Annotated in this window: 22 protein-coding genes; 14 read left to right on the top strand and 8 right to left on the bottom strand. The window is 66.2% G+C overall.

Annotation, left to right across the window (positions count from 1 at the left end; genetic code table 11):
• The first annotated feature begins 42 nt into the window (after positions 1-42).
• The 6 genes from sucB (at position 43) to pilH (ending at position 5,744) form a co-directional block, all read left to right on the top strand.
• Entirely contained in the window at positions 43-1,269 is a 1,227-nt protein-coding gene (gene sucB, locus ACSQ19_RS15545; protein WP_435998210.1) for a dihydrolipoyllysine-residue succinyltransferase, read from the top strand.
• Positions 1,270-1,453: 184 nt separating this feature from the next.
• Entirely contained in the window at positions 1,454-2,890 is a 1,437-nt protein-coding gene (lpdA, locus tag ACSQ19_RS15540) for a dihydrolipoyl dehydrogenase (protein ID WP_435998208.1), read from the top strand.
• Between the two features lie 97 nt (positions 2,891-2,987).
• Positions 2,988-3,581 carry a TIGR00730 family Rossman fold protein gene (locus ACSQ19_RS15535; RefSeq protein WP_299342363.1) on the top strand — a complete coding sequence of 198 codons (594 nt, stop codon included), beginning with the start codon at positions 2,988-2,990 and terminating at the stop codon, positions 3,579-3,581.
• Positions 3,582-3,845: 264 nt separating this feature from the next.
• Positions 3,846-4,139, top strand: a complete 294-nt coding sequence (locus tag ACSQ19_RS15530; RefSeq protein WP_296278304.1) for a GIY-YIG nuclease family protein — start codon at positions 3,846-3,848, stop codon at positions 4,137-4,139.
• A gap of 111 nt (positions 4,140-4,250) precedes the next feature.
• Complete coding sequence (locus ACSQ19_RS15525; RefSeq protein WP_435998205.1) at positions 4,251-5,249, top strand: YhdH/YhfP family quinone oxidoreductase; 999 nt, start codon at positions 4,251-4,253, stop codon at positions 5,247-5,249.
• Between the two features lie 102 nt (positions 5,250-5,351).
• Entirely contained in the window at positions 5,352-5,744 is a 393-nt protein-coding gene (gene pilH, locus ACSQ19_RS15520; RefSeq protein ID WP_055942820.1) for a twitching motility response regulator PilH, read from the top strand.
• 63 nt (positions 5,745-5,807) lie between these two features.
• Here pilH and cfa read toward each other — a convergent pair whose 3' ends face one another.
• The 3 genes from cfa to ACSQ19_RS15505 form a co-directional block, all read right to left on the bottom strand.
• A complete protein-coding gene (gene cfa, locus ACSQ19_RS15515) occupies positions 5,808-6,926 on the bottom strand; it encodes a cyclopropane fatty acyl phospholipid synthase (protein WP_435998203.1) in 1,119 nt (372 codons plus the stop codon).
• 5 nt (positions 6,927-6,931) lie between these two features.
• Positions 6,932-7,780 carry a DUF3298 and DUF4163 domain-containing protein gene (locus ACSQ19_RS15510; RefSeq protein ID WP_435998201.1) on the bottom strand — a complete coding sequence of 283 codons (849 nt, stop codon included), beginning with the start codon at positions 7,778-7,780 and terminating at the stop codon, positions 6,932-6,934.
• 66 nt (positions 7,781-7,846) lie between these two features.
• Complete coding sequence (locus tag ACSQ19_RS15505) at positions 7,847-8,140, bottom strand: GNAT family N-acetyltransferase (RefSeq protein ID WP_435998199.1); 294 nt, start codon at positions 8,138-8,140, stop codon at positions 7,847-7,849.
• 199 nt (positions 8,141-8,339) lie between these two features.
• Here ACSQ19_RS15505 and ACSQ19_RS15500 point away from each other — a divergent pair, with 199 nt between their 5' ends.
• Entirely contained in the window at positions 8,340-8,543 is a 204-nt protein-coding gene (locus ACSQ19_RS15500; RefSeq protein ID WP_435998197.1) for a hypothetical protein, read from the top strand.
• A gap of 144 nt (positions 8,544-8,687) precedes the next feature.
• Here ACSQ19_RS15500 and ACSQ19_RS15495 read toward each other — a convergent pair whose 3' ends face one another.
• The 3 genes from ACSQ19_RS15495 to ACSQ19_RS15485 all read right to left on the bottom strand — a co-directional run bounded on the left by ACSQ19_RS15495 (position 8,688) and on the right by ACSQ19_RS15485 (position 11,686).
• Entirely contained in the window at positions 8,688-9,365 is a 678-nt protein-coding gene (locus ACSQ19_RS15495; protein ID WP_435998195.1) for a histone, read from the bottom strand.
• Positions 9,366-9,445: 80 nt separating this feature from the next.
• Positions 9,446-10,060, bottom strand: coding sequence for a rhomboid family intramembrane serine protease (locus ACSQ19_RS15490; protein WP_296278233.1), 615 nt, complete (start codon positions 10,058-10,060; stop codon positions 9,446-9,448).
• A gap of 9 nt (positions 10,061-10,069) precedes the next feature.
• Complete coding sequence (locus ACSQ19_RS15485; protein WP_435998192.1) at positions 10,070-11,686, bottom strand: POT-type proton-dependent oligopeptide transporter; 1,617 nt, start codon at positions 11,684-11,686, stop codon at positions 10,070-10,072.
• A gap of 142 nt (positions 11,687-11,828) precedes the next feature.
• Between ACSQ19_RS15485 and ACSQ19_RS15480 the strand changes: the two genes are divergently transcribed.
• Positions 11,829-13,589 (top strand): M14 family metallopeptidase, encoded by a 1,761-nt coding sequence (locus ACSQ19_RS15480; protein ID WP_435998190.1) that lies wholly within the window; start codon positions 11,829-11,831, stop codon positions 13,587-13,589.
• A 125-nt stretch (positions 13,590-13,714) separates the two neighbouring features.
• On the opposite strand, the gene ACSQ19_RS15475 is transcribed toward ACSQ19_RS15480, so the two are convergent.
• The gene (locus tag ACSQ19_RS15475; protein WP_435998188.1) at positions 13,715-14,467 is read right to left on the bottom strand and encodes a glutathione S-transferase family protein; all 753 of its coding nucleotides are present in this window, start codon (positions 14,465-14,467) and stop codon (positions 13,715-13,717) included.
• A 194-nt stretch (positions 14,468-14,661) separates the two neighbouring features.
• Between ACSQ19_RS15475 and ACSQ19_RS15470 the strand changes: the two genes are divergently transcribed.
• Genes ACSQ19_RS15470 through dbpA form a run of 4 tightly spaced genes read left to right on the top strand, consistent with a single transcriptional unit; the run spans position 14,662 to position 18,098 of the window.
• Positions 14,662-15,669 (top strand): YbaY family lipoprotein, encoded by a 1,008-nt coding sequence (locus tag ACSQ19_RS15470; protein ID WP_435998186.1) that lies wholly within the window; start codon positions 14,662-14,664, stop codon positions 15,667-15,669.
• A gap of 7 nt (positions 15,670-15,676) precedes the next feature.
• Positions 15,677-16,249, top strand: a complete 573-nt coding sequence (locus ACSQ19_RS15465; RefSeq protein WP_435998184.1) for a ribonuclease domain-containing protein — start codon at positions 15,677-15,679, stop codon at positions 16,247-16,249.
• Positions 16,246-16,680, top strand: coding sequence for a barstar family protein (locus ACSQ19_RS15460; RefSeq protein WP_299342332.1), 435 nt, complete (start codon positions 16,246-16,248; stop codon positions 16,678-16,680). Before ACSQ19_RS15465 ends, ACSQ19_RS15460 begins: the two co-directional genes overlap by 4 nt.
• A 41-nt stretch (positions 16,681-16,721) precedes the next feature.
• A complete protein-coding gene (gene dbpA / locus ACSQ19_RS15455; RefSeq protein WP_435998182.1) occupies positions 16,722-18,098 on the top strand; it encodes an ATP-dependent RNA helicase DbpA in 1,377 nt (458 codons plus the stop codon).
• Between the two features lie 174 nt (positions 18,099-18,272).
• Here the strand turns inward: dbpA and ACSQ19_RS15450 are convergent, their stop codons facing one another.
• Positions 18,273-18,482, bottom strand: a complete 210-nt coding sequence (locus tag ACSQ19_RS15450) for a cold-shock protein (RefSeq protein ID WP_296278241.1) — start codon at positions 18,480-18,482, stop codon at positions 18,273-18,275.
• Positions 18,483-18,792: 310 nt separating this feature from the next.
• Between ACSQ19_RS15450 and ACSQ19_RS15445 the strand changes: the two genes are divergently transcribed.
• Positions 18,793-19,350: a YaeQ family protein gene (locus tag ACSQ19_RS15445; RefSeq protein ID WP_435998179.1), complete on the top strand. Its 558-nt coding sequence runs from the start codon at positions 18,793-18,795 to the stop codon at positions 19,348-19,350.
• A gap of 4 nt (positions 19,351-19,354) precedes the next feature.
• On the top strand, positions 19,355-20,536 hold the full coding sequence (locus ACSQ19_RS15440; RefSeq protein ID WP_435998177.1) for an NAD(P)/FAD-dependent oxidoreductase: 1,182 nt from the start codon (positions 19,355-19,357) through the stop codon (positions 20,534-20,536).
• The last annotated feature ends 47 nt before the right edge of the window (positions 20,537-20,583 follow it).

The following is a 20,583-nucleotide window of genomic DNA, read 5'->3' as shown; positions in this document are numbered from 1 at the left end:
CTCCCTTCTTCATCGAACACCATCACCAGGACGTCCCATCCCATGGCCACTGAAGTCAAAGTTCCGGTTCTGCCCGAGTCCGTCTCCGATGCCACCATCGCCGCATGGCACAAGAAGGCCGGCGACGCGGTCAAGCGCGACGAGAACCTGATGGATCTGGAGACCGACAAGGTCGTGCTGGAAGTCCCCTCGCCCGTCGACGGCGTGCTGAAGGAAATCAAGTTCAAGGAAGGCGACACGGTGACCAGCCAGCAGCTGCTGGCGATCATCGAGGAAGGTGCGGCCGCCGCTGCGCCCGCTCCCGCCGCCGCCGAAGAGAAGAAGCCGGCCGCTGGCGCCCAGGAAGTACAGCCGAAGGCCGAAGCCGCCAAGGCCGACGCCGCTGCACCGTCCAGCACCAAGCCTGCCCCGGCCGGCGCCGACGCGCTGCCGCCGGGTGCGCGCTTCACCGCCATCACCCAGGGCATCGATCCGGCCGCCGTGGAAGGCACCGGTCGCCGCGGCGCCGTGACCAAGGAAGACCTGGTCAACTACGCCAGCGGCAAGACCGCGGGCGTGTCCGGTGGCGCGCGTCCCGAAGAGCGCGTGCCGATGACCCGCATCCGCACCCGCATCGCCGAGCGCCTGATGCAGTCCAAGAACTCCATCGCCATGCTGACCTCGTTCAACGAGGTCAACCTGGGCAAGGTCATGGAGATGCGCAAGGAACTGCAGGACGACTTCGTGAAGGCCAACGGCATCAAGCTCGGCTTCATGAGCTTCTTCGCCAAGGCCGCCGCCAACGCGCTGCAGCGCCACCCGATCGTCAATGCGTCGGTCGATGGCAACGACATCATCTACCACGGCTATGCCGACATCTCGATCGCCGTCTCCACCGAGAAGGGCCTGGTCACGCCGGTGCTGCGCAATGTCGAGCGCATGGGCTTCGGCGACATCGAGAAGGGCATCGCCGATTACGCCAAGAAGGCGCGCGACGGCAAGCTGGGCCTGGAAGACCTGCAGGGCGGCACCTTCACGATCACCAACGGCGGCACCTTCGGTTCGTTGATGTCCACGCCGATCGTCAATCCGCCGCAGAGCGCCATCCTGGGCATGCACGCCATCAAGGACCGCGCCATCGTCGAGAACGGCCAGGTCATTGCCGCGCCGATGATGTACATCGCGCTGTCCTACGACCACCGCATCATCGACGGCAAGGACGCGGTGCTGTTCCTGGTCGACATCAAGAACCAGCTGGAAAACCCGCACCGCATGCTTCTCGGCATGTGATGCACCTAGCCCCTCTCCCATCGGGAGAGGGGTTGGGGTGAGGGGCAACGGAGTCACGCCCTCTGGCCTCGCGACAAAACGCGGCAGCCTCACCTCTGATTTGGAGTCTCCCACTCCATCGCCCCTCATCCGCCCTTCGGGCACCTTCTCCCGAGGGGAGAAGGGAAAGGCAAAGGACACTGAAATGGCTGAACAATTCGACGTCGTCGTCATCGGTGCCGGTCCCGCCGGCTACCACGCCGCCATCCGCGCCGCACAGCTGGGCATGAAGGTCGCGTGCATCGACGCCGCGCTGGGCAAGGACGGCAAGCCCGCGCTCGGCGGTACCTGCCTGCGCGTGGGCTGCATCCCCTCCAAGGCGCTGCTGGATTCCTCGCACCAGTACCACAACCTGACCCACCAGTTCGAGCAGCACGGGATCAGCGTCAAGGACGCGAAGATCGACGTCGGCACCATGGTCGGCCGCAAGGACGCGATCGTGAAGCAGTTCACCGGCGGCATCGCGCAGTTGTTCAAGGCCAACAAGGTGACGGCCTACTACGGCTTCGGCCAGCTGCAGCCGGGCAACGTCGTCAAGGTGAAGCAGCACGACGGCAGCGACGTGGAGCTCAAGGGCACCAACGTCATCATCGCCGCCGGTTCGGATTCGATCGAACTGCCGTTCGCCAAGTTCGATGGCGAGACCATCGTCGACAACGTCGGCGCGCTGGACTTCACCGAAGTGCCGAAGCGCCTCGCCGTGATCGGCGCCGGCGTGATCGGCCTGGAACTGGGCAGCGTGTGGAAGCGTCTCGGCTCCGAGGTCACCATCCTCGAAGCCCTGCCCGATTTCCTTGCCGTCGCCGACAGTGAAGTGTCGAAAGTCGCCGCGCGCGAGTTCAAGAAGCAGGGCCTCGATATCCGTCTTGGCGCCAAGGTGTCGAAGACCGAAGTCACGGGCAAGGGCAAGAAGAAGGAAGTCGTGGTCACCTACAGCGACGCCGAAGGCGAGAAGACGCTGACCGTAGACAAGCTACTTGTCGCGGTGGGCCGCCGCGCCGCGAGCAAGGGCCTGCTGGCCGAGGGCACCGGCGTCAAGCTCAACGAACGCGGCCAGGTGGAAGTGGACGCCCACTGCCACACCGGCGTCGACGGCGTGTGGGCGATCGGCGATTGCGTGCGCGGACCGATGCTGGCGCACAAGGGCTTCGAGGAAGGCATCGCGGTCGCCGAGCTGATCGCCGGCCTGCCGGGGCATGTCAACTTCGACACCATTCCGTGGGTCATCTACACCTCTCCCGAGATCGCCTGGGTGGGCAAGACCGAACAGCAGCTCAAGGCCGAGGGCGTGGCGTACAAGGCCGGCTCCTTCCCGTTTGCCGCCGTGGGCCGCGCCGTGGCGATGGCGGAGCCGAGCGGCTTCGTGAAGGTCATCGCGGACGCAGAAACCGATCGCGTGCTGGGCATGCACCTGGTCGGCGCCAACGTGTCCGAGCTGGTGCACGAAGGCGTGCTCACCATGGAGTTCAAGGGCTCCGCGGACGATCTGGCCCGCATCTGCCATGCGCACCCGTCGCTGTCGGAAGCGGTGCACGATGCCGCGATGGCCGTGCACAAGCGCGCGATCCACAAGGCCAATTGAGGCCCGCACGGCGGCGAGGCCGTCGCCGTGATCCGCATGCGCCAGGCGAAGCCTGGCGTTTTGCGTTTCAGACAACAGGCAACACAGGACACCCGACATGAAGAGCATTTGCGTCTACTGCGGCTCCAACGCCGGCAACAAGCCGGCTTACACCGAGCGCGCCATCGCGCTGGGCGACCGCATCGCCAAGGAGGGACTGCAGCTGGTCTACGGCGGCGGCAACGTCGGACTGATGGGCATCGTGGCCGACGCGGTGCTCGCCGCTGGCGGCGAGGTCACCGGCGTGATCCCCGAGCAGCTGGTTAACTGGGAAGTGGCGCACAAGGGCCTGACCCGTCTGGAGGTGGTGGCCAACATGCACGAGCGCAAGAAGCGCATGTTCGACCTGTCCGACGCCTTCGTCGCCCTGCCCGGCGGTTTCGGCACGCTGGACGAGATGTTCGAAATGCTGACCTGGCGCCAGCTCGGCATCGGCGACAAGCCCTGCGCCTTCCTCGATGTCGAAGGTTTCTATACACCGCTGATGGGCATGATCGACCGCATGGTCGAAGAGCGCTTCCTGCACCCGGAACAGCGCAACGACCTCTGGCACGGCGACGACCTCGATGCGATGGTCGCCTGGATGCGCGCCTATTCGCCGGCGCAGGCGGACAAGTGGATGGACGAGAAACGGCGCAAGTCGTTGCGTTGAGCGGAGCGCTCTTTTCGAAGTGAATTGATCTGCCGTCCGGGTTGACCTGATCAGTCACTGGATCCCGGCTTTCGCCGGGATGACGGGAGAGATCGCAGGCAGAGAACCAGTCCACTGTCGCTCCAGCGTCGAGCCTGTCGGCCTGGACGGATGCTTTGTATGCCGTCATCCCGGCGAAAGCCGGGACCCAGCGACTCTCACTTGAAAGTGAAACGTGCAAGAGAGCAGGATCGCGTCGGGACCAAACAGGGCAAGGAGTGCCCGATGCGACAGCGCAATCCCTGCGTTTACATCCTAGCGAGCCAACGCAATGGAACGCTCTATATCGGCGTTACCTCCGATCTGGCTTCACGCGTTTGGCAGCACAAGAACGACCAGGTCTCAGGCTTCACTCGCCGCTACCGCGTCCACACGTTGGTCTGGTACGAGTCGCACGACACGATGCCGTCTGCCATCGCGCGGGAGAAAGCCCTGAAAGAGTGGAAGCGCGAATGGAAACTCAGGCTCATCGAGGACACGAATCCGTACTGGCTTGACCTGTATGGCGGAATCGCATGAGCCCGCATGGCTGACCAAAGTCGCATGTCGACGCTTTGGCATTTATCCGGCAATGACCGCAAAATCCAGGTCACTGGGTCCCGGCTTTCGCCGGGATGACGGAGCACACGCATGACCCTGCCTTCCAACGCCTTCAAAGCCTTCCGCATCCACAACGACGACACCGGCTACCGCAGCGGCATTGAAGCCATCGCGCTCGACGGATTGAATCCGGGTGAAGTGGTCATCAAGACCGCCTACTCATCGGTCAACTACAAGGATGCGCTCGCCGGCACAGGCGAAGGCAAGATCCTGCGTCGCTTCCCGCTGGTCGGCGGCATCGACGTGGCCGGCCACGTGGTGGCCTCCACCGATCCCGCCTTCAAGGAGGGCGATGCGGTACTGGTGACCGGGTCGGGACTCAGCGAAACCCGCGACGGCGGCTACGCCGACTACGCGCGTCTCGATGCCAAGTGGGTCATTCCCCTGCCCACCGGCCTGAGCCTGCGCGAAAGCATGATCCTGGGCACGGCAGGGTTCACGGCCGCACTGGCGCTGTATCGCATGCGGGAAAACCGCCAGACGCCCGATCTCGGTCCGCTCGCGGTCACCGGTGCCACCGGCGGCGTCGGCTCACTGGCCGTCGATATCTTCAGCAGGGCCGGGTTCGAGGTGCACGCCATCAGTGGCAAGCCCGAGAACGCGGCCTACCTGACGTCGATCGGCGCCACCGAGGTACTGGGTCGCGATGCGCTCGCGACGGCGCGCCCGATGGAATCCGCGCGCTTCGGCGGCGGACTCGACAACGTCGGTGGCCCCATGCTCGCCAGCCTGCTGGCGCAGACCACGCCGTATGGCAACGTGGCGAGCGCCGGTCTTGCCGCGAGTGCCGACCTGCCCATAACTGTGATGCCCTTCATAATTCGGGGCGTATCGCTGCTCGGCGTGGCATCGGCCGGCACCGCGCGCGACATTCGCGAACAGGTCTGGCAGCACCTCGCCAGCGACTGGAAGCCGCGGCACCTGGAGACCATCTGCACCCGCGAAACCACGCTGGAAGGGTTGCCGGAGGTGTTCCGCACCATGCTGGACGGGCGCTCGTTCGGACGCACGCTGGTACGAATGGGATGAACGGCATCGGCGGCGCGACGGACGTTGTCCGTTGGCCGCCCAGCCCATTGTGTTGTCACGGACAAGGTCTAAAATCGGTGTCGGGGAACACTGGGGACATCCATGGCAAAGATTCTGATCGTCGACGATTCACCGTCGCAACTGCTGGGCATCCAGCGCATCGTCGAGAAACTGGGGCACGAATCCATCACCGCCGAGGACGGCGCCGCGGGCGTGGAAGTCGCCAAGCGCGAGCTGCCCGACATGGTGCTGATGGACGTGGTGATGCCGAACCTCAACGGGTTCCAGGCCACGCGCACGCTGAGCCGCGAGGCCACCACCAAGCACATTCCGGTGATCCTGGTGACCACCAAGGACCAGGATACGGACCGCATGTGGGGCCTTCGCCAGGGCGCCAAGGCCTATCTGACCAAGCCGTTCTCGGAAGACGAACTGGCCGAGGTCATCGAGCGCATCTTCAACGCGCGCGAACTGCCTTCCGCGCCCTCCGCCTGACGCCGGTCGCTACCGCACGCTGAAGAGCAGGCCCCGGCCTGCTCTTTTCGTTTGCGTGTCCGCTCAACGTGGCGCGATGTAACCGCCAGGTACGCCGCGTGGCGAAAGCACCAGCTGCCACAGCTGCGAGCGGCGGCTGCGGAACGTGGCCATGGACGCGGCCAGGTAGAACCGCCACATCCGGCGGAAGCGGGCGTCGTAACGCGTGGCCAGCGATGCCCAGGCCGATTCCACGTTGTCCCGCCACGCCTGCAGCGTCCGGTCGTAGTCGGCGCCGAAGTTGTGCCAGTCCTCGATGACGAGCCGTCCTTCCGCCGCCGCGGCTACCTGCGCCGCCGATGGCAGCATGGAATTGGGGAAGATGTACCGCGCGATCCAGGGATCTGTCCGTTGCACCGATCGGTTTCCCCCGATGGTATGCAGCAGGAACAGGCCTTCCGGCGGCAGGCAACGGCGAACGACGTCGAAATAGGTGGCGTAGTTCTTCACTCCCACGTGTTCGAACATGCCCAGCGAGAACGCCGCGTCGAAGGGCTCGCGCAGCGCCCGATAGTCCTGCAGGCGGATCTCGACCGGCAATCCGGCGCACAGCTGCCGGGCATACGCCGCCTGCTCCCTGGAGACCGTGATCCCCACGCCTTCCACGCCATAGCGCTGCACGGCGAACTTGAGCGCTTCACCCCAGCCACAGCCGATGTCGAGCACCCGCATGCCGGGCAGCAGGCGGAGCTTGCGGCAGACCAGATCCAGCTTCGCTTCCTGCGCTGCGTCGAGATCGGTGGCGTCGCGCCAGTAGCCGCAGCTGTACACCAGGCGGCGGCCCAGCATCGCGGCGTAGAGATCGTTGCCGAGGTCGTAATGGCGGCGCCCTACTTCGCCACTGCGATGCGGCGACTGCAGGTTGGTCAGGCGGGCGCGCAGCGCATCGAACAGCTCCCCTGCACCGTGCACCTGTTCGTCCACGCCGGCGGCAAGCAGGCGGAACAGCAGACCATCGAGCGAGGCGCTGTCCCACCAGCCGTCCATGTAGCTTTCGCCCAATCCCAGCGACCCCTGCCCCAGCACCCGGGCATGGAAGCGGGGATCGTGGATCCGGATATCCCAGGGGCGGTCGCCCCCGATCCGCACATCCGCTCCGGCCAACAGGTTTGCGATCCTGCGCTCGAAGCGGGCGTACGGCATGTCGGTCAGCGCGCGAAGAGCTCCGCGTACGCCGGGGCGACGTGCGGCAGCAGCAAGGCAGCAGGCACGTCCACCGTCTGTGTACCGTCGGCATACGGGCCCACCTGGTAGGGGGGGAAGACGAAGCGAAGGGCCGTGATGCGGCCTGCCGCATCCAGCACCGGCACGAATTCGCTGAAGTTGGCAGCGTCCGGCTCGGTGCCTTCGTCGATCATCCGGAACGTGCTCTTGATCAGGGCGGCGCGGTCCACCGGGGGGAGTTCGTCCTCGTCGGCACGGTTCACCACGGCGGTGTGCAGCTGTTCGCGGACGTAATCGCTGACGGCCTGCCAGCCCTTGGCGCCCGGGATCAGCGCGGCCGCAGTCAGGCGCGCGTCCTGCTGCGGCAACCAGACGAAGCGCGCGATCAGCGGCTGGCCGTGTGCGCCGCCCGTGTAGCGGCTGCCATCCGCCGCCACCGCGACGATCTGCGGGGTATCCACTACCTGCTCGAATGCCAGGGAAAGCTCGTAGGGTGCCGACGGCTTGTCGTTGCCGAAGGCGTCGACGGCCTGCATCAGTTCGGCGCGCTCGGCGGCCGTGTAGTCCGACAGCGCCTTCGCCAGCCCGGGATGGCGATTGACGGCCGCGGGATAGCTGATGCCGATGACATACCGGTCGTTGCTTTCGATGACATCCTTCAGTTCGACCGGCGCTCCGGCGGTGGCCGCCGACGCGGCCACGGGAGACGGCGGTTCGCCGGCCGCGTCGGGTGCCGGCGGCGTTTCGCGCTGGCAGGCCGCCAGTGCGAGTGCGGCGACCAGAACCAGGATCGCGTGGGGGGAAAGGTGGCGTGACGAGGGGGGGAGTGACACGTTCGGGCTCCTTCCGAGTGTGATGGCGATCATTCTAAGGCGGCGCCCGTGCAGCCTCCATCACGATCAGGCATCCACCAGATCGGCGTACTCGGGATGCCGCTGGACGTACGCGGCGGAATAGGAACACGCAGGCACCACGCGCCATCCCTGTGTCCTTGCATGGCCCAGAGCCGCCTTGACCAGCTCGGCCGCGATCCCCCGTCCGCCGATCGCCTCCGGCACACCCGTGTGCTCGATGACCATGCGCCCGTCCCGCAGGGAATAGACGAGTTCGGCTTCGTGACCCTCCAGGCGGGTGGAAAAGCGGCGGGAGTCCGCATCGTGATGCAGGTCGAAGGCAGGCAGGTCGTCGGTCATGGCGTCTCCGTGGTGAGGGGCTCAATGGCATTGTGACCCACTGCCCAGCCGGCGCCGTGGCAGAACTGGACGCAGCGCGTCACATTCATGCTTGTGAAAGGCATGAGGAGCGCCAGTGAGCGTGATCGGATTCGCAGTTTCGACGTTGGCACGATTGCTGCGAGGTACGGACCATAGACCTGCCTCTCGGAGTTTCGCCATGAGCCTGATCGACACACTGCCCGACGTCTCCAACGCCAACGATTTCACGCTGCTGGAAGGTCTGTTCCAGCTCACGGTGACCGGCCATACCGATGCGTGGGAATTCGAACGCCTCAACAACGCCGTGTACGAGCGCTTGATGTCGGCCTACTCCGGCAGCGAGAAGGCGGGCGTACACGCCGTGCATTCCCTGGTGGACTGAGTCGCCGCACCTCTTCATCGGGTGCTCCGGCGCGGCGCAGGGGTCCGCCTTCGGGTGTGACTGCCGCGTCGGAGTCCCGTCCCACCTGCTTCGTCGAAGCAGGCAGAACGAAACATTCCCTCCCATAATTCCTGCCGCGGTTGGCTATTCGCCGCGATGATCCCGTTTGCCCTGGTTGCGACGATCCTGCGTGCCTGCACTGCCCTGGATCGCTTTGAGCCGGCTTTCCGCAGCATGCAGTTCCATCGCCTTGTCAGCCGCCTCGTTCGATACGAAGCCCGCTGCCGCCGTGGCACCCTGCCCATCCTGGTCCAATTGCTGCCATGACGCGGGCTGCCGATCATGCGCCTGCTTCTGCTCGAGCAGCGACCGGGCGTTGGCCAGCGCCTGCGCCGGGGTAATCTTCCGGGGCGCACGTTTGCGCGCGGTCGCCTTCTTTGTCGTCCCTTTGCGTACGCTCGGCGTCCGCCGCGCTACCGTTGTTGCGGCGACCTTTTTCACCGCCTTCGAAACCGCCTTCCTGGCTGGCTGCTTGACCGCTTTCTTCGGGGCGGCACTGCCTGTGGTCTTCTTCGCTACGTTGGGTGCCGCCTTCTTCGTTGCCGGAGATGTCGGCGACTGCTTCGCGGCCTTCTTGGTCGCTGCCTTCTTGGTCGCAGCCTTCCCGGGCGCGGTCTTCTTGGCCGTCACCGTCCTGGCCGAGGTCTTGGCCGGGACCTTCTTTGCGGGCTTGCTTGCGGGCTTGCTTGCGCGCTTACTGGACGCTGCCTTGCCTGCGACTTTCTTGACTGCCTTTTTCGCTACAGCTTTGCGGGTCGCCATGTGCGGCTCCACGGGTGGGACACGACCCCGGGATAGCATGGCCCACCTTCAATGCAGGTGAGCAAAGCCGCAAAGTCGGCTTAACCGAAGCTCGGGCGCGAGAGCTCCTGCAGGAAGTGTTGCACCACCTCCGCATCCATCACCACCAGGAAAAGCACCCCGTAGGCGGCACCCGCCAGGTGGGCACCATGGTTGATGTTGTCGCCGCCGCGCTTGTCCATCCAGATGCTGTAGGCGATGTACAGCACGGCGAACACGATGGCCGGCATGGGAATGAAGAACACCCCGATCGTAGCCCAGGGGGCCAGCAGGATGAAGGCGAACAGCACCGCCGACACCGCACCGGACGCGCCCAGGCTGCGGTAATTCGGGTCCTTCTGGTGCTTCAGGTAGGTCGGCAGGATCGACACCACCAGTGCCGAGAAGTAGAACAGCGGGAAAACCCACGGCCCCTTCTGCTCGGCCATCCAGCCTTCGATCTGGCGCCCGAAGAAGAACAGCGTGAACATGTTGAAGAACAGGTGCCAGATGTCGGCGTGGATGAAGCCATACGTCACCAGCCGGTCGTACTGGCGGTGGCGATCGATGGCCGGCGGCCACAGGATCAGTCGCATCAACAGCGATGGCGTGCGCAGCGCGATGAGGCTCACCACGCAGGTCGCCGCGATCAGCAGCAGGGTGATGGGGGCGGTCATGCTGGTTCCTCAGGCCGCGGTGCGGTAGTTGTCCTGCATCGGATAGGTACGTGCGTACAGCGCGAACGCCAGCGCTGCGACGAACGCGAACCCCGCGAAGAAGAACATCAGGAACGCGTTCTCGGTCCAGCCCTGCCCCTGGATCCAGCCGATCACGGCCGGGTCGCGCACGCTGGCATTCGTCAGAAGCACCCACAAGCCGCCGAAGGTGCTGGTGAGGTACCAGAACGCCATGATCACGCCCTTCATCGCCATCGGGGCCTGGCTGTAGGCGAACTCCAGCGCCGTCGCCGACACCAGCACTTCGCCGAAGGTCAGCAGCAGGTAGGGCAGCGTCTGCCATGCGAGCGAGACCTTTTCACCGTCATCCATCTGCAGCTGCAGCATGCCGGCAACGATCCAGGAGAGCGCGGAGATCGCGATGCCCCAGCCCATGCGGCGCAACGCGGTGACATTGAAGCCCATCTTCCGCAGCGCCGGATACAGCATCAGGTTGTTGAACGGAATCAGCAGCATGACCATCAGCGGGTTCAGCGCCTGCATCTGCGTGGCGTCCTTCACCAGCCAACTCGGCCACCACCACAGGTCGTGCGGAATCACCATCGCCTTGCCCTGGATGACCCACGTGGACGCCTTCTGGTCGAACAAAGACCAGAACGGCGTCACCAACGCGAACACGATGAGGATGCGCAGCACCGAGCGGACGCCCTCGATGGCCGCGTCCGGATGCAGGCCGCGCGCACTTTCCAACTGCAGCGATGCGCCAAAGCCCACGCCGGCGATGATCGCCCCCAGCGCAAGACAGGCGGTGATGACGAAGCCCCAGGCGTCGGGCCAGATACCGACGCCGGCAAACTTCAGCGCCCAGAGCAACAGCATCGTCGTAGCGCCCACCACGCCGACGGCGGCGACCACCGTTCCCATGCCGCGCTCGTTACCGAGCAGCGCGGTACGCACGATGTTGAGGAACGAATCCGGATCGTTGCCGCGCGACGGCGGCACGTTCACGTACTTGTGGCGACCGAGCCAGAAGATGAAGGTTGCGATGAACATGAGGATGCCCGGGATGCCGAACGCCCACGCCGGCCCCCAGCTCCGCAGCACCAGCGGCATCAGCAGCGAGGCGAAGAACGAACCGAAATTGATGATCCAGTAGAACGCATCGAAGACTACCTTCGCCTTGCTCTTGTTGGTCTGGTCGAACTGGTCGCCGCAGAACGTCACCACCAGCGGCTTGATGCCGCCAGACCCCAGCGCAATCAGGAACAAGCCGGTATAGAAACCTGTGGCGTTGCTCTCGAACAGTGCCAGGCACGCATGGCCCGCGCAGTAGATCAGCGAAAACCACAGGACGGTGTTGTATTTGCCGAAGTAGCGGTCCGACAGCCAACCGCCCAGCAGCGGGAAGAAATAGACACCGATGACGAAACTGTGGAAAAGATCCTTCGCCGCACCCTCGCGCGCCGCCTGGTCGGGCAGGTACGCCAGCAGCACCGAACTGATCAGGAACGGCACCAGGATGTTGCGCATCCCGTAGAAGCTGAACCGTTCGCACGCCTCGTTGCCGATGATGTAGGGAATCTGGCGGGGCATGCGGCCCGGGCTGGCTTCTGCGGTCGTGCTCATCCGATCTTCCGGTGAAAGAGTCCCGGAAGGTTACCGTATCGGGCTGCGGCGGGTCGAACCGCCAGACCTGCATTCGCCCGTCCGACAGGGGCTGGGACTGACCGCGATTGCCGGGCATCATGCGCCCTGCCCTGTTCAGGATATGACCATGCTGCGACCGCTCTGCACCACGCTGTTGCTGGCCCTCGTGCCGCTCGCGCAGGCCCAGCCTGCCCTCACCACGGCGTCCGAGCGTTCGGGATTCGTGGACACCGGGCGGTACGATGAAGTGGTCGCGCTCTGCGATGCCTTCGCGCGGCAGTATCCGAAGGCCGTGCGCTGCACCACGTTCGGCACCACGCCGGAGGGTCGGCCGATGAAGGCGCTGGTCGCCTCCACCAGCGGTGCGCTCACGCCGGAACAGGCACAGCGCCGCCAGTTGCCCGTCGTGCTCGTGCAAGGCGGCATCCACGCCGGCGAGATCGATGGCAAGGATGCGGGCTTCCTCTCGCTACGCGAGATACTGGAAGGCAAGGCCGCCGCAGGCGTCCTCGACAAACTGGTCTGGGTGTTCGTGCCGGTGTTCAACGTCGATGGCCACGAGCGTTTCGGCGCCTGGAACCGCCCCAACCAGCGCGGCCCGAAGGAAATGGGCTGGCGGACCACCGCGCAGAACTACAACCTCAACCGCGACTACGTGAAGGCCGACACGCCGGAGATGCAGGCCATGCTGCAGCTGGTGCAGCGTTGGGACCCGATCGTCGCCGTGGACCTGCATGCGACCAACGGTGCCCAGTTCGAACACGACATCTCCATCCAAGTGGAGCCGGTGCATGCCGGCGATGCCGGATTACGCAAAGCCGGCCTCGCATTGCGCAGCGGCGTGATCGACGATCTGGCGAAGCACGGGTCGCTGCCGCTGCCCTACTACCCTTCGTTCGTCGTGCAGGACGATCCCACCTCCGGCTTCGAGGACAGTGTGCCGCCGCCGCGCTTCTCCCATGGCTATTTCCTGCTGCGCAACCGCATCGGCATGCTGGTGGAAACGCATTCCTGGAAGGAGTACCCGGTACGTGTGCGGATCACCCGCAATACCATCGTCTCGGTGCTGGAGCACGTCGCCCGTGATGGCGCTGCGTGGTACGCCGCCGCGAAGCAGGCCGATGCTTCCGCCACGCAGCTGGCCGGCACCGCTGAGCCGTTGACCTGGGCCGCGGCCCCGACGTCCCGCACGGTCGACTTCCGTGGCTATGCCTACACCCGGACGAAGTCCGACGTCTCGGGCGCGTTGATGACGCGCTATGACGAAAAAACACCGCAGATCTGGAAGGTGCCGCTGAAGGACGACATCCGTCCCGGCGTCGTCGTGGAGGCGCCGCGTGGCGGCTATCTGGTCCCCGTCGCGGAAGCCGCCTGGGTCGCGCCCATCCTGAAGACGCATGGGGTGGAATACCGCCTGCTCGGCAAGCCGTGGCAGGGCGACGCGCAGGTGTTCCGCGCGACGAAGAGCAGCTTCGGTAGCGCTTCCGTGGAGACGCACCAGCGCCTGACCGTCGAGGGCGAGTGGGCGCGCGAAGCGCGCACCACGCCCAGCGGCGCGCTGTTCGTTCCGACCGCGCAGGCCAAGGCGCGCCTGGTGATGGCGTTGCTGGAGCCGCTGGCACCCGATTCCCTGCTGGCCTGGGGCCGTTTCAACAACGCCTTCGAGCGCAAGGAGTACATGGAGGACTATGTGGCCGAAAGCGTCGCGCGCGAGATGCTGCGCGACCCCGCGATCAAGGCCGAGTTCGAGCGCAGGCTGCGCGAAGACAAGGCCTTCGCGGCCGATCCCGCCGCGCGGCTGGAGTTTTTCTACCGCAGGCATCCGTCATGGGACGAGCGCTACCAGCTGTATCCGGTGTTGCGCATCGACACGGCGCCGTAGCCCTGACGCTCCTCCAGGCGCGGCGCATGTCGGGACCCTGCAGCCAGCGCGGCCACGGACGTTCACCGAGCTTTCGCCATGCGGTCGCGATCCGCGCCAGCCCGTCGGCATGGCGAGGCGCGCGCTCAGCCCAGCCGCCGCATCCCGTAGCGTGCCGGCGCATTGCCGAGAGTCGTTTCGGTGAGCGGTGCGCCCATCGCTGCGAGTACGCTGCGCTGCTGGTCCAGCGGGGTACGCAGCATGCCGTTCTCGTACGTCGCCAGCGTCTGGAACGCGGGCAGTGCCCAGGCGCGTTCCAGCAATCCGGCCACGCGCGGCCACCGCGACGCATCGACGTCATGACGCACGAAGACGGCGTTGCGGAAGAAGGCGGCAAGCGTGATGTCGGCGATCGAAAGCTCGCCGAAGATCCAGCCCCGCTCCGGCAGCTGCGACTCCAGATAATCCAACGCAAGGGGCAGTTCTTCGTCGCGGGCCTTGCGGACGACATCGTCGTCGGTACCTTCATTGAAGAGAAAGCGCCGCACGCCTTTCTGGAAGAACATGCGCCAGACGATGACGTCGCCCAGCTGGGAGTCCGCATATTCCTCGAGCCAACGCGCCTGGGCCCGCGGCACGGCGCCTGACGGATACAGCGACGGGTCGGGATAGCGGTCCTGCAGGTATTCGCAGATCACCGTGGAGTCGTTGAGGACCAGCCCGCCATCCAGCAGCACGGGGATGCGCCGGAGCGGACTCAGGCGACTGAATTCCTCGTCGCCGACGAACGGTGCGATGGGATCGATCCGGTACGGGATGCCCTTCAGTTCGAGACAGACCAGCACCTTGCGCACGTACGGCGACAGGTAGTTGCCGATGATCGTGACGGGTTCGCTCATGTACGGCCTCCGCTCGGGTGCAGACAGCGTGCGCAGCCCAGCCCGAACGGTCAACCCCACGCGGGGCCCGCGGCGGCGCACGCGCGCATGCGCCGGGCATGGAGAAACGTCCGCGTATCGACGCTTCCCGCGTTGACGGACCATTACGTCCGCCATCGGTAAGCTGACGGGCCATCACCTGCGGGGAGCACGCCATGTTCCGTCCTTTGCTGACCACCGCCTGCCTGCTGGTGCTGGCAGCGTGCCAGTCGCCGCCTGCCGCGCCGGCCGCCGATGACGCACCAGCCGCGACGCCGCCTGCGACCGTGATCGAAGGGCGGGCGACGTATCTGCAACGGATAGCGCCACCGCCGGGCGCGGTGCTGAGCGTGGAGTTGATCGACAACCAGCTGGCCGACACGCCGGCCGCCATCGTCGCGCGTGCGGACTTCACCGACCTCCAGGGCCCACCGTTCGCCTTCTCCCTGCCCTATGACGCCTCCAAGCTCCGCCGCAACGGGCAATACGGCCTGCATGCCGGCCTGCGCGATGCCGAAGGCAGGCTCTGGTTCGTCACCGACACGCGCGTGCCGGTCACGCCAGGCGCGACGTCACCCGTGGAATTCCGGATGGTGCAGGCAGGCGCCGAACCGACCCCGCCGATCGGCACCACCTATTGGCAGTGCGGCGACCAGCGCATCGGCGTCCGCCCCGATACCGCGAAGCACCAGGTGGCGCTGGATATCGGTGGCAAGGTCCTGACCCTGCCCCATGCCACGAGCGCTTCCGGAACGCGGTATGCCGATGCCGCAGGCAACACGTTCTGGAGCCAGGGCACGGACGCTACCCTGACGCTTGCGGGCGGGCCTGCGGTGCCCTGCCTCGCCGCGGAACAGGGCTCGCCCTGGGATGCCGCGAAGGCGCGTGGCAGCGTGTTCCGCGGGCTGGGCACCGAGCCTGGCTGGTCGGTCGAGGTCGGCGGCGGTGAAATGCCCCGGCTGCAGGCCGAACTGGACTATGGCGAACAGCGGGTCGACGTTCCGCAGGCCCGCAGGACGGCCGAGGGTTACGCCGGCAGTACCGGCGATGGCCGGGCCGTGTCGCTCGTCACGAAGAAGGAAAGCTGCAACGACGGCATGAGCGACAACACCTATCCGGCCTCCGTGATCCTGACGGTCGGCGACAACACCTACCGCGGCTGCGGCCGCTTCCTGACGGAATGATGCACGCATGAGTCGACGTTCCCGCGCACGCCGCCAGAACCGCCAACGCCTTCCCCTCTTCGCCTTCCTTGCGCTGCTCGTACTCGGCGCGGGTGCGTGGTGGTGGTCCCAGCGCGACGAGGCTCCCGCCGCCGCTACGGCCACCCGCGACGCCGCTCCCGATCCGAAGCACACCAGCGCCGTGCTGGCGCTGCCGCCGGTCGAACACACACGCCCCCGCGATCTGGCCGGCAACGTGCCCGACGTCGCGCCTCCGGCGACGCCCGCACCGTCCGCTCGCGACGCGGACGCGCTGCCCGCCTTCCTGCCGCCGGAAGCACGGCAGACGCTCGCGCTGATACAGCGCGGCGGCCCCTTCCCGCATCGGCAGGACGGCAGCGTGTTCCAGAACCGCGAAGGACGCCTGCCGCGCCGGGAGCGAGGTTATTACCGCGAGTACACGGTCGACACGCCGGGGCGGGACCACCGGGGCGAGCGCCGCATCGTCGCCGGCGGGCAACCTCCGCGCGAGTACTACTACAGCGACGACCACTACGAGAGCTTCCGGCGTTTCGAGATCGGCAGCGGAGCGGCGCGATGAGCGACTCCGGTTTCGACCCCGGCCTTACCGATCCCGCCCGCGCCGGTGTGTTCTTCGTTACCGAAGACGACCTCGGCCCCTTGGCCGCCGTCGGCCGCGATGCCGGCCTGCTGGCACGCCGCATCGACCTGTCTGGCTGCGACGGCAAGTCCGCGCTGCTGCTCCGCATCGCGACGGTGCTGGATTTCCCGCAGACATCGGGCCGCAACTGGGACGCGCTGTCGGACAGCCTGCGCGACCTGTCCTGGCTGGAAGCACCGGGCTACGTACTCCTGTTCGAGCAGGCGCATGAACTGCGCGACCGCGCCGAGGCGGATTTCGACACCCTGCTCGACGTGCTTGACGAGGCTTCGCAGGCCTGGGCGGTGGATGACGTGCCGTTCTGGGCCTTCATCGCACTGCCGGAAGAGGACTTCCCCGACCTCCAGTAACGGTGCCGGGCAGTGATCGCCGCTATCTGCGAAAATGCGGCATGCTCGATTTCACCTCTCTTCCGCTGCCGCCCGGCCTGCAGCAGGGCGTCCAGGCGCTCGGCTACACCCAGCCCACCCCGATCCAGGCCCGCAGCCTGCCTGCCATCCTCGACGGCCGCGACGTCATCGCGCAGGCGCCGACCGGCAGCGGCAAGACCGCCGCGTTCGGCCTGGGGCTGCTGCACCGGCTGGATATCGCCACCGTGCGCACCCAGGCATTGGTGCTGTGCCCGACGCGCGAACTGGCCGACCAGGTCGCGCAGCAACTGCGCAAACTCGCGGTCGGACTTCCCAACCTGAAAGTGCTGACGCTGTGCGGCGGCATGCCGCTCGAACCCCAGTTGCGCTCGCTGGAGGCGCACGACCCGCAGGTGGTGGTCGGCACGCCCGGGCGCATCCAGGAACTGCTGCGCAAGAAAGCGCTGCATCTGGGCGGCGTGCGCACCTTGGTGCTCGACGAAGCCGACCGCATGCTCGACATGGGATTCGAGGAGCCCATCCGCGAGATCACCGGCAAGACCCCGAAGGACCGCCAGAGCCTGCTTTTCTCGGCCACCTTCACCGACGCCATCCGCGACATCGCCCGCAACACGCTGCGCGACCCCCTCGAAGTGACGGTGGACGCACCGCAGGCGCAGTCGGTGATCGAGCAGCGTTTCCTGCAGGTCGATCCCGCGCGCAAGCAGACCACGCTGGCGGGACTGCTCGCGCAGCATCGCGTCGAGTCCGGGGTGGTCTTCTGCAACATGCGCAAGGACGTGGACGAAGTCGCGATCTCATTGCAGCACTTCGGCTTCTCCGCACTCGCCCTGCACGGCGACATGGAGCAGCGCGACCGCGACGAGGTGCTGGTGCGCTTCGCCAACCGCAGCTGCAACGTGCTGGTCGCCAGCGACGTCGCTGCGCGCGGCCTGGACATCGAGGACCTGGCGCTGGTGGTCAATTACGACATGCCCAGCGACGCGGACACCTATGTGCACCGCATCGGCCGCACCGGCCGTGCCGGACGCGATGGCCTGGCGATCAGCCTGTGCACACCGCGCGAGCTGCCACGCGCAGCGGTCATCGAGGAACGGCTCGGCGCTCCACTGCTGTGGGACCGCAACGCACCGCCCGCCCCCAAGGCCAACACTGCGCCTCCGGCCGCGATGACCACGCTGCGGATCGACGCCGGCAAGACCGACAAGCTGCGGCCGGGCGATGTACTGGGCGCACTGACCGGCGATGCGGGCCTGTCGGCGTCTGCCATCGGCAAGATCAACGTCTTCCCGACGCGTACCTATGTGGCGGTCGCACGCGACAAGGCCGCCGCCGCGCTGTCGCGGCTCAACGCCGGCAAGATCAAGGGCCGCAGCTTCCGCGTGCGCAAGCTCTGACACCCTGCAGCCCTGTAGGAGCGCCCCATGGGCGCGATGCTTTTTTCAGGATCACAAGGCAACAGCATCGCACCCATGGGGTGGTCCTACGGATCGTGCGAATTCCTGCCCACAAACAAAAACGCCGGCGCTTGCGCACCGGCGTCTTCTTGAACCATCGGGTTCAGCGCTGGATTACAGCGGCTGCACCTGGTCGGCCTGCATGCCCTTCTGGCCCTGCACGGCGACGAAGGAGACCGACTGGCCTTCCTTCAGCGACTTGAAGCCATTGCCCTGGATCGAGCGGAAGTGCACGAACAGGTCGGGGCCGCTCTGCGGGGTGATGAAGCCGAAGCCCTTGGCGTCGTTGAACCACTTGACGGTACCGGTCTGACGATCAGACATCTTTACTAACTCCTGAAACATGGATGAAAGGACCACAACCCCGGCATATGACCGGGACGGGACTGGGTTTGCAGGCGTTGGTAAAGCGGGAAGATGTAGCAGATGTATCTACCGCATCAGGCTCACGATTCACGGTGACCCTGGCAAGCACAGTGCCGCGCACTCTACCGGGCTTTTCATGTAAAAGCGAATCCCTTTTGCAAGAAAGCTGAACAGGGCTCTTTCCCGGCAGGCTTTAACCGATTGCAGCCGACGGCGGGCAGGCTCCGCCGCCGGCGTATCATTGCGCCCCGTTTTCCGAACCCCTGCCATGGCGCTCAAGTCCACCGTCGTCAAAGCCGAACTGCAGATCAGCGACATGGACCGCCACTACTACGGCACCCACAACCTGACCCTGGCGCAGCACCCGTCCGAAACCGATGAGCGGCTGATGGTCCGGCTGATCGCCTTCGCCCTGATGGCGCAGGACCGCCTGGAATTCGGCAAGGGCCTCAGCAACGAGGAAGAGCCCGACCTGTGGCGCAAGGACTACACGGGGTTGATCGAACAGTGGATCGACCTGGGCCAGCCCGACGAATCGCGTATCCGCAAGGCGTGCGGGCGGGCCCACGAGGTCATCGTGGTCAATTACGGGGGGCGCGCCGCCGACCTGTGGTGGGACAGGAATGCGGCATTGCTGGCCCGTCACCGCAACCTGACCGTGCTGGACATCGCGCCCGAGTCGGTGGCTGCCATCACGGCGCTCATGGTCCGCAGCATGCGCTTCAACGTGATGATCCAGGACGGCGAGATACAATGGATGACCGACGACCAGGTGGTCGCCATCACGCCGACCGTCCGCCAGGCGGGTCTCGCGCGGGCCGCCTGACCGCATGGCACCCACCCACGACGTACTGGTGGTCGGAGGCGGTGCGGCCGGCCTGATGGCCGCCTTGACCGCCGGCCGGCGCGGCCTGCGCGTGCTGGTGATCGAACACGCCAACAAGGTCGGCAAGAAGATCCTGATGTCCGGCGGCGGGCGCTGCAACTTCACCAATACCGGCACCACGCCGGCCAACTTCCTTTCCGCCAATCCGCACTTCTGCAAGTCGGCGCTGGCGCGCTACACGCCGGGCGATTTCATCGCACTGGTCGAGCAACACCGCATCGCCTACCACGAGAAGGAACTCGGGCAGCTGTTCTGCGACGTCTCGTCCAAGCTGATCGTGAAGCTGCTGGTGGACGAATGCCTGGCCGCCGGCGTGCATATCGAGACGGGCTGCAGTGTCGGTAACGTCGAACAGACGGACGGCGTGTTCCGCCTGGACACCCCGCTGGGGCGCGTGGCCGCGCCGTCGCTGGTGGTGGCCACCGGCGGACTGTCCATCCCGAGCATGGGCGCGACCGGTTTCGGCTACGATCTTGCGCGCCGGTTCGGCCACGACGTGCTGCCTACGCGCGCCGGCTTGGTGCCGCTAACGCTGAGCGGCAAGCACCAGGAGCGCCTGGCCGACCTGAGCGGCGTGTCGTTCCCGGTCGAGGCACGCTGCGGCAAGGCGCGCTTCCGCAACTTCATGCTGCTGACCCACCGCGGCGTCAGCGGCCCGTCGATCCTGCAGATCTCCTCGTACTGGCAGCCGGGCGACGACCTGCGCCTGGACCTGCTGCCGGACCGCGACACGCTGGCATGGCTGCAGGCGCAACAGCACCAGCGGCCGGACGCCGAACTGAAGACCGTCCTGTCCGACGCGTTGCCACGTCGTTTCGCGCAGCGCCTGTGCGAGGTCTGGCTGCCCAACCGCCCTATGAAGCAGTTCAACGCTCCCCAGCTGAAAGAGGCCGCCGCCCTGATCGCCGACTGGCCGCTGGTCGCCAGCGGAACCGAGGGCTATCGCACGGCCGAAGTGACCCTCGGGGGCGTGGACACCGACGGCGTCTCCAGCAGCACGATGATGTCCAAGCGTGTGCCCGGCCTGTTCTTCGTCGGCGAAGTGCTGGATGTCACCGGCTGGCTGGGCGGCTACAACTTCCAGTGGGCGTGGGCATCGGGCCATGCTGCGGGCACGGCCGTCTGACGCAGTGCGGCGTTTCTGTCCGGGAGCGGTTTGTTAGCCTTTGGAAA

The organism is Pseudoxanthomonas sp. LjRoot127 (assembly GCF_964253495.1).
Classification (GTDB): domain Bacteria; phylum Pseudomonadota; class Gammaproteobacteria; order Xanthomonadales; family Xanthomonadaceae; genus Pseudoxanthomonas_A.
This window is presented reverse-complemented; position numbering and strand designations above follow the sequence as displayed.

What these genes read in the sequence shown, in the direction of transcription:
- ACSQ19_RS15465 (WP_435998184.1), top strand. Translation starts at nt 15,677, where the DNA reads ATGAGTCGACGTTCCCGCGCACGCCGCCAGAACCGCCAACGCCTTCCC.
- ACSQ19_RS15475 (WP_435998188.1), bottom strand. Translation starts at nt 14,467, where the DNA reads ATGAGCGAACCCGTCACGATCATCGGCAACTACCTGTCGCCGTACGTG.
- dbpA (WP_435998182.1), top strand. Translation starts at nt 16,722, where the DNA reads ATGCTCGATTTCACCTCTCTTCCGCTGCCGCCCGGCCTGCAGCAGGGC.
- ACSQ19_RS15535 (WP_299342363.1), top strand. Translation starts at nt 2,988, where the DNA reads ATGAAGAGCATTTGCGTCTACTGCGGCTCCAACGCCGGCAACAAGCCG.
- sucB (WP_435998210.1), top strand. Translation starts at nt 43, where the DNA reads ATGGCCACTGAAGTCAAAGTTCCGGTTCTGCCCGAGTCCGTCTCCGAT.
- ACSQ19_RS15500 (WP_435998197.1), top strand. Translation starts at nt 8,340, where the DNA reads ATGAGCCTGATCGACACACTGCCCGACGTCTCCAACGCCAACGATTTC.
- ACSQ19_RS15460 (WP_299342332.1), top strand. Translation starts at nt 16,246, where the DNA reads ATGAGCGACTCCGGTTTCGACCCCGGCCTTACCGATCCCGCCCGCGCC.
- ACSQ19_RS15525 (WP_435998205.1), top strand. Translation starts at nt 4,251, where the DNA reads ATGACCCTGCCTTCCAACGCCTTCAAAGCCTTCCGCATCCACAACGAC.
- lpdA (WP_435998208.1), top strand. Translation starts at nt 1,454, where the DNA reads ATGGCTGAACAATTCGACGTCGTCGTCATCGGTGCCGGTCCCGCCGGC.
- ACSQ19_RS15470 (WP_435998186.1), top strand. Translation starts at nt 14,662, where the DNA reads ATGTTCCGTCCTTTGCTGACCACCGCCTGCCTGCTGGTGCTGGCAGCG.
- ACSQ19_RS15505 (WP_435998199.1), bottom strand. Translation starts at nt 8,140, where the DNA reads ATGACCGACGACCTGCCTGCCTTCGACCTGCATCACGATGCGGACTCC.
- pilH (WP_055942820.1), top strand. Translation starts at nt 5,352, where the DNA reads ATGGCAAAGATTCTGATCGTCGACGATTCACCGTCGCAACTGCTGGGC.
- ACSQ19_RS15495 (WP_435998195.1), bottom strand. Translation starts at nt 9,365, where the DNA reads ATGGCGACCCGCAAAGCTGTAGCGAAAAAGGCAGTCAAGAAAGTCGCA.
- ACSQ19_RS15445 (WP_435998179.1), top strand. Translation starts at nt 18,793, where the DNA reads ATGGCGCTCAAGTCCACCGTCGTCAAAGCCGAACTGCAGATCAGCGAC.
- ACSQ19_RS15485 (WP_435998192.1), bottom strand. Translation starts at nt 11,686, where the DNA reads ATGAGCACGACCGCAGAAGCCAGCCCGGGCCGCATGCCCCGCCAGATT.
- ACSQ19_RS15480 (WP_435998190.1), top strand. Translation starts at nt 11,829, where the DNA reads ATGACCATGCTGCGACCGCTCTGCACCACGCTGTTGCTGGCCCTCGTG.
- ACSQ19_RS15440 (WP_435998177.1), top strand. Translation starts at nt 19,355, where the DNA reads ATGGCACCCACCCACGACGTACTGGTGGTCGGAGGCGGTGCGGCCGGC.
- ACSQ19_RS15490 (WP_296278233.1), bottom strand. Translation starts at nt 10,060, where the DNA reads ATGACCGCCCCCATCACCCTGCTGCTGATCGCGGCGACCTGCGTGGTG.
- cfa (WP_435998203.1), bottom strand. Translation starts at nt 6,926, where the DNA reads ATGCCGTACGCCCGCTTCGAGCGCAGGATCGCAAACCTGTTGGCCGGA.
- ACSQ19_RS15530 (WP_296278304.1), top strand. Translation starts at nt 3,846, where the DNA reads ATGCGACAGCGCAATCCCTGCGTTTACATCCTAGCGAGCCAACGCAAT.
- ACSQ19_RS15450 (WP_296278241.1), bottom strand. Translation starts at nt 18,482, where the DNA reads ATGTCTGATCGTCAGACCGGTACCGTCAAGTGGTTCAACGACGCCAAG.